The 10,002-nt window shown below is 73.7% G+C and carries 11 protein-coding genes; 6 read left to right on the top strand and 5 right to left on the bottom strand.

The window, feature by feature from the left end; genetic code table 11:
* Positions 1 to 351, bottom strand: a 351-nt coding sequence (locus tag VF468_31130) for a histidine phosphatase family protein (protein ID HEX5882739.1), incomplete at its 3' end; no start/stop codon positions are given.
* A gap of 174 nt (positions 352 to 525) precedes the next feature.
* Here VF468_31130 and VF468_31125 point away from each other — a divergent pair.
* Both VF468_31125 and VF468_31120 read left to right on the top strand, forming a co-directional pair.
* Positions 526 to 894: a cupin domain-containing protein gene (locus tag VF468_31125; protein ID HEX5882738.1), complete on the top strand. Its 369-nt coding sequence runs from the start codon at positions 526 to 528 to the stop codon at positions 892 to 894.
* Complete coding sequence (locus VF468_31120) at positions 895 to 1,881, top strand: NADPH:quinone reductase (protein HEX5882737.1); 987 nt, start codon at positions 895 to 897, stop codon at positions 1,879 to 1,881.
* Positions 1,882 to 2,150: 269 nt separating this feature from the next.
* Here the strand turns inward: VF468_31120 and VF468_31115 are convergent, their stop codons facing one another.
* The gene (locus tag VF468_31115) at positions 2,151 to 2,813 is read right to left on the bottom strand and encodes a response regulator transcription factor (GenBank protein ID HEX5882736.1); all 663 of its coding nucleotides are present in this window, start codon (positions 2,811 to 2,813) and stop codon (positions 2,151 to 2,153) included.
* Between the two features lie 282 nt (positions 2,814 to 3,095).
* Between VF468_31115 and VF468_31110 the strand changes: the two genes are divergently transcribed.
* Both VF468_31110 and VF468_31105 read left to right on the top strand, forming a co-directional pair.
* Positions 3,096 to 4,106 (top strand): inorganic phosphate transporter, encoded by a 1,011-nt coding sequence (locus tag VF468_31110; GenBank protein HEX5882735.1) that lies wholly within the window; start codon positions 3,096 to 3,098, stop codon positions 4,104 to 4,106.
* Positions 4,103 to 4,726 (top strand): DUF47 family protein, encoded by a 624-nt coding sequence (locus VF468_31105; GenBank protein ID HEX5882734.1) that lies wholly within the window; start codon positions 4,103 to 4,105, stop codon positions 4,724 to 4,726. Before VF468_31110 ends, VF468_31105 begins: the two co-directional genes overlap by 4 nt.
* A gap of 27 nt (positions 4,727 to 4,753) precedes the next feature.
* Here VF468_31105 and VF468_31100 read toward each other — a convergent pair whose 3' ends face one another.
* A complete protein-coding gene (locus VF468_31100) occupies positions 4,754 to 5,203 on the bottom strand; it encodes a YdeI/OmpD-associated family protein (GenBank protein ID HEX5882733.1) in 450 nt (149 codons plus the stop codon).
* Positions 5,204 to 5,288: 85 nt separating this feature from the next.
* Here VF468_31100 and VF468_31095 point away from each other — a divergent pair, with 85 nt between their 5' ends.
* A complete protein-coding gene (locus tag VF468_31095) occupies positions 5,289 to 6,377 on the top strand; it encodes a LacI family DNA-binding transcriptional regulator (protein HEX5882732.1) in 1,089 nt (362 codons plus the stop codon).
* Here VF468_31095 and VF468_31090 read toward each other — a convergent pair.
* Complete coding sequence (locus VF468_31090) at positions 6,331 to 6,741, bottom strand: hypothetical protein (GenBank protein ID HEX5882731.1); 411 nt, start codon at positions 6,739 to 6,741, stop codon at positions 6,331 to 6,333. The genes VF468_31095 and VF468_31090 overlap by 47 nt on opposite strands.
* Before the next feature lie 42 nt (positions 6,742 to 6,783).
* Complete coding sequence (locus VF468_31085) at positions 6,784 to 8,052, bottom strand: MFS transporter (protein HEX5882730.1); 1,269 nt, start codon at positions 8,050 to 8,052, stop codon at positions 6,784 to 6,786.
* A 308-nt stretch (positions 8,053 to 8,360) separates the two neighbouring features.
* Here VF468_31085 and VF468_31080 point away from each other — a divergent pair, with 308 nt between their 5' ends.
* Positions 8,361 to 9,839, top strand: coding sequence for an ATP-binding protein (locus VF468_31080; protein HEX5882729.1), 1,479 nt, complete (start codon positions 8,361 to 8,363; stop codon positions 9,837 to 9,839).
* The last annotated feature ends 163 nt before the right edge of the window (positions 9,840 to 10,002 follow it).

Below are 10,002 nucleotides of genomic sequence, written 5' to 3'. Positions count from 1 at the left end.
CGAGGCCAGCGCCAGGGCCAGGTCCTGGGTGGCCGGGTTGTGGTTGATCAGCATGGCCGACGACGCCCCGTCCGGTAGCTGCCGGAGCCGGTCCAGCAGCTGCGCGGCCCCGGCCCCGTACAGGTCCCGCTCGATCCGGATCTCGAGGGCGTCCCCGAGCGCGGGCAGGATGGCCGCCAGCGTCTCGCGGGTCCGCAGCGACGAGGAGCACAACACCACCGCCGGCCGGACCTCCGCGGCCGCCAGGTGGGCGGCAAGGACGTCGGCGGCTCGCCGGCCCCGCGGCGCCAGGGGCCGGTCGGCATCGGGAAGGCCGGGCTGATCCCAGCTGGACTTGGCATGGCGGAGCAACCAGAGGCGCCTCACAGTGGGGCCAGTGTAGGAGGTATCGTCCCGCCTGATGACCGGCAACGCGCCGATGGTCAGCCCTGGGCCAGCTCGCCGTTCCCTACCGCCGTCGGGAGATTGGATGATGCGATGACCAGCGCCAGCGGTGAAGCCCATTTCAGCAGCGAGGCCCGTGGGATGCCGAAGGGACCCGGGCGGTTCGTCACGGTGAGTGACATCGACCCGGTCGAGTTCGTCCCGGGGCTGCAGTTCCGTCCGGTGCTCGGCGAGAAGGCGTTGGCCAACTTCGTGTCGTTCGCGCCGCACACCGTCGCTCCGACCCATGTCCATGAGGAGGAGCAGATCGTCGTCGTGCTCGAGGGCGAGTTCGAGTTCGAGCTCGACGGGGAGTCGCGGACCATGCGTCCTGGCGATGTCGCGGTGATCCCGCCGTGGGTGCCGCACGGCGCCCGCACCCTGGACTCCGGCTGCCTGGAGCTGGACGTGTTCACGCCGCCGCGCAAGACGCTGGTGGAGCACGCTCGCGCGACCAGCAGGGAGGCCTGAGTGCACGGGATCCAGGTGCCGGAGTTCGGGGGCCCGGAGGTGCTGCAGTACCGCGAGCTGCCGGTGCCGGAACCGGGGGACGGCCAGGTCCGGGTGCGCATGCAGGCGATCGGGGTGAACCCGGCCGACACCTACATCCGGACGGGGACGTACGCGTTCTTCACCCCGGAGCTGCCGTACACGCCTGGATTCGACGGGGCCGGGGTCGTCGACGCGGTGGGCGCCGGGGTGGAGGGGGTGGGGCCGGGCGACCGGGTGTTCGTGGGCGCGCTGGGAACGCCCGGCTGGTCGGGTACGTACGCTGAGCTGGCGGTGGGGGACGCGGCGGGGGTCCATCCGCTGCCGCCAACGCTGTCGTACGGGCAGGGCGCGGCGGTGGGCGTCCCCTGCGTCACCGCCTGGCGCGCGCTGTTCCAGAAGGCCGGGCTCCAGCCCGGCGAGACCGTGCTCATCCACGGCGCCAGCGGCGGCGTCGGGGTCCCGGCCACCCAGCTGGCGAGCGACGCCGGCGCCGTGGTGATCGGCACCGCCGGGTCGGCGGAAGGGGCCGAGGTGGTCCGTGGCGCGGGCGCCAGCCACGTCCTGGACCACTCGGCGCCGGGCTATCTGGACGAGCTGGCGGACCTCACCGGCGGCCGCGGGGTCTCGGTCGTGGTGGAGATGCTCGCGGACGTGAACCTGGAACAGGACCTGGGCGTCCTGGCGGTCGGGGGACGGGTGGTGGTCGTCGGCAGCCGTGGGCGGCTGGAGTTCACCCCGCGGCTGACCATGATCAAGGAGGCGACCGTCATGGGGACCGCCCTGTGGAACGCCTCGGAGGCGGAGTCGGCGGGCGCTCTGGCGGCGGTGGCGGCCAAGCTCCGGAGCGGCGTCCTGCGCCCGGTCGTGGGCGAGGAGCTGCCCCTGCGCGAGGCGGCCGCCGCCCACCGGCGGATCCTCGAGCCAGGCGCGCACGGGAAGCTGATCCTCGTTCCCGACGAAGCCTGAGCGGAAGCCGGTGGGGTGGAAGGCCCGCATGCTCGCCCTGAACGCGTCGACCGTCTCGGGCGGGGTCCCGTCGGAGAACATGGTCGGGAGGAGCGTGTCCACGAACTCGTCGGGCGGCAGCTCCGACAGGGCCATCGCCTGCTGGAGGCGCTGGGTGACCACCTCGGCGGGAAGGGAACCGGACCAGCCGGCGTACGCGGAGGCCAGGACCAGGGTCGCCGGCACGCTCGTAGGCGATGCGCAGGCCGCCGACCTCGACCGAGTCCATGTCAGGTGCGGCCGGGGGTGGTGGTGTGGCGGGCCAGGTAGGCGGCCGCTTCGGCGCGCCGGGCCACCTCCAGCTTGGCCAGGATCGACGACACGTAGTTCTTCACCGTCTTCTCGGCCAGCCCCAGCTCGGCCGCGATCTGGCCGTTGGTCAGCCCCTCGGCCACCCGCGCCAGGATCCGCTCCTCCTGGGGCGAGAGACGGGCCAGCTTCTCGTCGGTGACCAGCTGCTTGTGCTTGCGCAGCCGGTCCAGCACCCCCTTGGTGACGGCCGGGTCGAGCAGGCTCTGGCCGGCCCCCACGGTGCGGATGGCGCGCAGCAGCTCGGGACTGTGGATCTGCTTGAGCACGTAGCCGGACGCGCCGGCCATGATGGAGGCGAACAAGGCCTCGTCGTCGGCGAAGCTGGTCAGCATCAGCACCTGGGTCTGGGGGCGGGCGGCGCGGATGTCGCGGGTCGCCTCGATGCCCGACCCGTCCGACAGGCGGACGTCCATGACGATGACATCCGGCAACGCCTGGGCGGCGACCTGTACGGCGTCGTGGACGGTGGCCGCTTCGGCGCACACGACCACGTCGTCGACGCTGCTGAGCAACAGTTTGATGCCGTCGCGGACGACCTGGTGGTCGTCGACCAGCATCACTCGCAAGGGCGCCGCGCTCATGAACGCATCCTCGCAGCCGGGCCGAGATGGCTCAAGACGATGGCGTGACCCAGCTGGTCCAGGAAGTCCTCGAGGGTGGTCTTGGTGTGCACACCGTCGACCGGCTCCGGGGCCGCCTCAGCCAGCGCTCGATCCCCAACCCCGGCCACCCTTCGAACGGCCAACTGCAGCAAGACCCTCGCCTCCCACCCCGCCCAGAAGGCACCTCGGCTTCCACACCTCCGGCGAGTTGGCCACAATCCAGACGTCGGCGAGCGGCCGGCGGGCGGGAGGGCTGGGAGCGTGGATGTCGCGTTCGTGCTGGCGGTCGTCGCCATCCTGGCCTTCGCCTTCACCAACGGCTTCCACGACGCGGCCAACGCCATCGCCACCCTGGTCGCCACCAGGGCCGCCCGCCCGGGGCCGGCCATCGTCCTGGCCGCGGCCTGCAACATGCTCGGCCCGCTGCTGCTGGGCGCGGCCGTGGCCGACACCATTGCCAGCATCGTCGAGGTCACCCCGGAGCAGACGATCCCGCTGGTCGGGGCCGCCTTGACCGCCGCCGTGACCTGGAACATCGTGACCTGGTGGAAGGGGCTGCCCTCCAGCTCCAGCCACGCGCTGGTCGGAGGGCTGGTCGGGGCGGCGATAGTGGAGGCGGGCGTCTCGGCGGTCAACTGGGGCGGCGTCGGCGGCGGGCACCCGGAGGGCGTGCTCGGGGCCTTGGCGGCGCTGGCCATCTCGCCGGTGCTCGGGTTCGGCGGGGCCTGGCTGATGGAGCGGGCCGCCCTGCGCGCCCTGCGCCGAGCCACCGCCCGCATGTACCGGCCGATGCTCCAGGCCCAGTGGGTGACCTCGGGATGGCTGGGGTTCAGCCACGGCGCCAACGACGCCCAGAAGGCGGTGGGCGTGCTGGCCGTGCTGCTGCTGGCCAACGGGTCGACCACGTCGCTGTCGGCGCCGGTCTGGGCGACGATGTCGTGCGCCGCCGCCCTCACCGTCGGGACGGCGCTGGGCGGGTGGCGGATCGTGAAGACGATCGGTCGCCGCATCTTCCGGATCCGGCCGCTCGACGGCCTGGTCAGCCAGACGAGCTCGGCGGCCGTGATCCTGGCCGCCTCGGTGATCGGCGCTCCGGCCAGCACCACCCAGGTGGTCTCGTCCTCGGTCGTCGGGGTCGGGGTCGGCCGCCGCCGCTACCGCCACGTCGGCTGGGAGGTCGTGGGCAGCATCCTGCTCGCCTGGGTCACCACCTTTCCCGCCGCCGCCCTGCTGGCGGCGCTCTTCGTCCCACTGTGGAGGTTGATCCCGTGAAACGGAGCTGGTTCCTGCCCGAGAACCCCGACGTGCTCGGCCTGCTGTGCCACCAGGCCAAGGTCACCCAGGAGGGCATGGAGGCGCTGCGCGCCTGGGCCAACGCCGAGCCCGATGCGGCCAAGCAGGTCAGGGAGTGGGAGCACAAGGCCGACGACGCCAAGAAGGAGCTGCGGCGGGCCCTCACCATCGCCTTCACCACCCCGGTCGACGCCGAGGACATCTACGTGATGTCCGAGCGCCTGGACGCCGTCATCAACGGCGCCAAGGACCTGGTGCGCGAGGCCGAGGTCATGCGGATCGAGCCCGACGAGGCGACGGCGGACATGGCGGCGCTGCTGGCCGACGGCGTCCGCCAGCTCACCTTCGCGTTCGAGCGCCTCAGCCAGAACCGGCACGGCGACGGCGACGAGACCGCGACCGCGGCCGCCGACGCCGCCGTCAAGACCCAGCGCCAGGTCGAGCGGGTCTACCGCAAGGCCGCCTCGGCCCTGCTCACCGTCGACGACCTCCGCGAGGTCATCGGCCGCCGCGAGCTCTACCGCCGCTTCTCCCGGGTCAGCGAGACCCTGATCGAGGCGGCCGACCGTGTCTGGTACGCCACCGTCAAAGAGGGCTGACCAAGAGGTTGCGCAGCGCGCCCGTCGTCAGCGGGCGCGCCCCTGCTTGAGCAGGTCGACCGACCTGGCGATCCGGCGCCGGCGGGTCTCGTCGGTCTTGGCCCCGGTGACCTGGAGGACGTGCCAGGACCTGTTGCTGTAGGACAGCCCGTCGAAGGTGCTCCGGGCGGCCGGCTCGGCGTCGAGCGCGGCGGCCAGGTCGGCCGGCACCTCCACCTCCCGGGGAGCGGTGTCGAGCTCCAGGTCGACCTCGACCTCGTCCCCCCCGGCGACCCCGGCCCCGGCGCGGTGCTCGGCGCTCAGGCTGACCATCGCCACCCCGCCCATCGAGGCCACGGTGCTCCGGTACCGGTACCCGTTCACGGTCACCGTGACCGCCGGCCGCTTCCCCGCCCCCAGCGCCTCCATCACCTCGCCGGGCACCTGGATCCCGGTGGTGCTCTTGCCGCTCTGCACGATCGTGGTCCGGAACCGCATGTCGTTCTCCTCTCTACCACCCGGGCCCGTCTCAGCTACCTGGGATCAGCAACGGGGGCCGTCGCGGTATAGGCTCGCAGAACGGATGGGCAGGGGGGAGGTCGAGGTGGAGACGTCGGGCAACCGGGCCGGGCGTCGGGCGGTGACGCTCCGGGACGTGGCCGCGGCGGCCAAGGTGCACGTGGCCACGGCGTCACGGGCCCTGGACGACGGGACCGCGCACCCGGTGTCGCGCGAGACGCGCGCCCGGGTCAAGCGGGTGGCCGAGGAGCTCGGCTACCGGCACCACATGATGGCCAGGGGGCTGCGGCGCGGGTTCAGCTCGACGGTCGGCGTGGTCGTGGCCGACCTCGGGAACCCCTACACCGCTCCGGTCATGCGCGGGCTCCAGGGCGAGCTGGAGCGGGCCGACTACATGGCGCTGATGGCCGAGTCGCGCGACGACTCCCAGGCCCTCGACCGGGCCGTCGGCCACCTCCTGGCCCGCCAGGTGGACGGGCTGGTGCTGCTGGCCGCGCGCTGGGGTGACCTGGACCGGATCCTCGGCTGGATGTCCAGGGTCCCGGTGGTCCTGGCCGTGCGCGGCCTGTCCGGCTCCGGGGTGCCGGAGGTGACCCACGACGACCTCGGCGGGGGCGCCCTGGCGGCCGGGCACCTGGCCGAGCTCGGCCACCGCCGGGTCGTCCAGCTGCCGGGACCGCAGGACGTGCAGCCGTTCAAGGACCGTCACGACAGCTTCGCCGAGGCCACGACCGGCCTCGGGCTGGAGGCCTGGGCGGCGCCGGCGGCCAGCCGGCCGGTCTTCGACGAGGGGCGGCGGCTGATGGCCCTGGCCCTGGCCGACGGGCGCCGGGCCACCGGGGTGTTCGCCCACAACGACGCCATGGCCATGGGGGCGGTCCGGGCGCTGCGCGAGGCCGGCCTCGACTGTCCCCGCGACGTCTCGGTGGTCGGCTACAACGACGTGCCCATGGCCGACTGCTTCGACCCGCCGCTCACCACCATCCGGCTCGACGGCGCCGAGGTGGGCCGCCAGTCCGCGGAGTCCGTGCTGGCGGCCATCCGGGGGCTGCCCATCCCGACCAGGGCGACCCCCGTCCCGGCCGAGCTGGTGGTGCGGGCCAGCGCTAGGAGGCCGGCGGCTCGCCGGGCTTGCCGGCGGGCGGCGCCGTAGCCCGGCGGCCCCGGCCGGCCTGGTCGTCCAGGAAGCGCGCGACCAGGCCGCGCAGGACCACGGCCATGGTGAACCCGTTGGCCTGGCACCACTGCTTGAGCCGCTCGTGCTGGTCGGTGGAGAGGCGGACGGGCACGCTCTGCCAGGGCCCGCCGGTCTCGGGGCCGAGCGGTGGCAGGGTGAGCTCGTAGGCGAGCTCCGGACTGTAGGCCCGGTGCCCCGGGGACGGCGGCAGGCCGGGACCACCACCCGGCCCCGACCAGGCGGTCAGGTGTTGCTCGAGCATGGCCTCCAGGAGCTTGTCCTGCTCCTCGGCCGGGAGGGAACGGACGGACTTGACCAGCAGGCGCGACAGCTCTGACATCGGTGCACCCCTCATTGATACCCGAACTGATATCGGGCGATATCAGAGCATGCGCCGTTCCCGCCGCAGTTGTCGAGTCGCGGCGTGCCCCACCTCGTGGCGGCCCCGGTAGGGGGCCGCGCCCAGGCGGTCGCGGCCGGCCAGGGCGACCAGCAGGCCGGCGGCCGTGCAGGCGCAGGCGGCGGCCAGGGTGGCCGGCACCCCGGCCTGGTCGACCAGGACCCCGGCGACGGTCAGGCCGGCCGCCCCGGTGACGTTGATGGCGGTGGTCAGCCAGGTGCCCGACTCGGTCAGGGTGCCCGGCGGAGCCAGCTCGGCGGCCAGGACGTAGGCCGAGCTCTCCAGGGGGGCGAGGACGAGCCCGACCAGGGCGACCACCGCCCCCAGGGCCAGGGGCGTGGCCGCGGCCGCCATCGGGGCGCCGGCCAGGACGAGCAGGGCGAGCAGGGCGAGGTAGCGGTGGCCGGGCGACCGGCGCCAGGTCCTGGCCCCGTACCAGAGGCCGCCGAGACCGCTGGCCGCGGCCCAGGCGGCGAGCAACAGGGAGGCCGCCTCGGGCGAGCCGGCCTCCCTGGCCGCCCCGACCAGGCCGATCTCCCAGATGCCGATGGCGGCGCCGACGCCGGCGAGCGACAGGGTCAGGGTGCGCATGCCCGGCCCGCGCAGGGCCCCGGCCCAGCCGCCCCGGCCGGTCGCGGCCGCGGCCCGGCTGCCCGCCTGCGCCTTCGACACCGGCGAGGCCACGAACCCGAGCGTCCCGGCCACGGCCAGCCCGGCCGTGGCCAGCACCCCGGCCGACGGCTGGTACAGGGTGGCGAGCGCGCCGGCCAGCAGCGGCCCGATCACGAACAGCAGCTCGTCGAGGACGGCGTCGAGAGCGTAGGCGGTCTGCAGCCGGGGGCCCTGGCCGACCAGCGACAGCCACAGCACCCGCATCGACGCCCCCAGGGGCGGGGCGGCGGCCCCGGCGGCCGCGGCCAGGGCGACCATGGCCGCGACCTCGGCCGGGCTCGAGCCGGCGACGGCGACCATGCCGGCCAGGGCGGCCGCGAAGACCAGGGCCATCGGAGGCAGGCAGCGGCGCTGCCCGAGGCGGTCGACCAGCCGGCCCCGGACCGGCGCCAGCAGCCCACTGGCCAGGGCGATGGCGGCCGAGGCGGCCCCGGCCCGGGCGAGCGAGCCGGTCACCTCCTGCACGAACAGGACCACGCTCAGCGGCCCGGTGGCCGTCGGCAGCCGCCCGACCAGGGAGGCGAGCAGGAGCGGCCGGACGTGGGGGAGCCGCAGGATGGCCAGGTACGAGGAGCGCACGGCGCGATCCTACGGCTTCCACCCGGTCGGGTGGTATGCCCTTCCTGTACCGAACGCACGGCTCTGCGCGGAGATCCCTTGCCGATTAGTAGTTCGTGAGCGGCGGGAGGTAGAAGGGGAGGGATGGGGAGGATTGCCCCGTTGCGGAGCCGTCGAGCCACACCAGAAAGGAGTGGATTCGATTGCCGTCGCACCGGCACGTGAGATGGTGATAGTTCAAAAGGGCTGATACATACGTACCCCGGGCGGATCAGCTCGGGGTACGCTAGTCAGAAGAATCGGTCGTCACCTCGCCGGGGAGGGGCAGGATGTCGGCCAGACTGCGCTGGTACGTCGGCAGCCTCACCGTGGCCGCCGGGTTCGTGCTGGCCTTCCTGCTGACCCGGCTCGACCTCGGCCGCGCCCGCGAGGTCGCCGGGGCGATCGCCGTGTTCGCCCTCTTCATGATCGCCGGCGAGCTGGTCCTCCTCCGGATCAACGCCCAGAACCGGCTCAAGGAGGTGTCGATCACCTCCACCTTCGCCTACGGGCTGGTCCCCCTGGCCGGCACGGCGGTGGCGGTGCTGGTGTTCCTCCTCGGCTCGGTCGTCTCCGACCTGGGCCGGCGCAAGGGCGCCATCAAGACGCTGTTCAACGCGGCCCAGTACGTGCTCGCCCTGGCCGCCGGCGGGGCCGTCTACCACGCCCTGGGCGGCGGCTACGAGATCACCACCGCGACCCTGCCCGCGCTGGCGGCCGGCGGGGCCGCCTTCATGCTGGTCAACCACCTGCTGGTCAGCACCGTGGTCAGCCTCGACCAGGGCATCCCCGTGCTCCAGGGGCTGCGGCGCGACGACCTCCGCCTGGAGCTGGGCAGCTCGGCCATGGTGCTGGCGCTGGCCCCGGTGGCGGTGGTGGTCGCCGAGCGCAGCCTGCTGCTGGTCCCGGCCCTGGTGGTGCCCCTGGCGGCCGTGTTCCTGGCCTCGGCGGGGGAGATCCGGGCCAGGGCCCAGCAGGCCGTCGCCGAGGAGGCGACCGAGCGCCAGCGCCTGCTCACCGAGCGCGAGCACGAGGTCGTCCGGCGCCTGCAGGAGACCGACCGGCTCAAGGCCGACCTGATCGCGACCGTCTCCCACGAGCTGCGCAGCCCTCTGACCACGATCGTCGGCGTATTCGGGATCCTGCGGGTCCGGCGCCAGCGGCTGAGCGCGTCCGAGCGCGACGAGCTGGTCCGGATGGGCATCCACCAGAGCGAGCGGCTGCACCGCATGATCGAGCAGCTGCTGCTGGCCGCCCGCTTCGAGCAGGCCGAGGGGGTGGCCTCCCTGGGCGCGTCCAGGACCGAGCTGGACGCCATCGACCTGGTCCACCAGGCCGGGGCCGAGGCCAGGGCGCGCCACACCGGCCGCCGCATCGCCATCGAGACCAACGGGTCCCTGCCGGTCCGGGTCGCCCAGGACGCGGTCGTGCAGGTGCTGGCCAACCTGCTCGACAACGCCTGCAAGTACTCGCCCGACACCGAGCCGGTACGGCTGTCGGGGACCCGCGAGGGCGCCGAGGCCGTGCTCGCCGTCGAGGACGCCGGCCCCGGCATCCCCGAGGCCGAGCGCCAGCGCATCTTCGACCGCTTCACCCAGCTCGAGCGCCACATGCAGCGCCGCTCCGGCGGCGTCGGCCTGGGGCTGTACATCGCCCGCCAGCTCGCCCGCAGCCAGGACGGCGACCTCCTCCTGGTCGACCCGGCCAGCGGCCGCGGCGCCCGCTTCGAGCTCCACCTTCCCCTGCTCCCGGAGGCCACCGGATCCTGACCGGCGGCGCAATTCGTCGTTTTGCCGCTCGATGCCGGGATAGACAAACGCCTGCGCGCGCTTGAACCATCAAGTCAATCGCAGGCAGGAGGAGATGTCATGACCCAGTACGGCACCGACCCGGTGTACCGGGACCCGGTCGCGGAACCGCCGGCCGGTTCCA

The sequence above is a fragment of the Actinomycetota bacterium genome, assembly GCA_036280995.1.
Lineage (GTDB): Bacteria > Actinomycetota > CALGFH01 > CALGFH01 > CALGFH01 > CALGFH01.
Note: the sequence above shows the minus strand (reverse complement) of the source record. Positions and strands in the feature narration are given on the sequence as shown.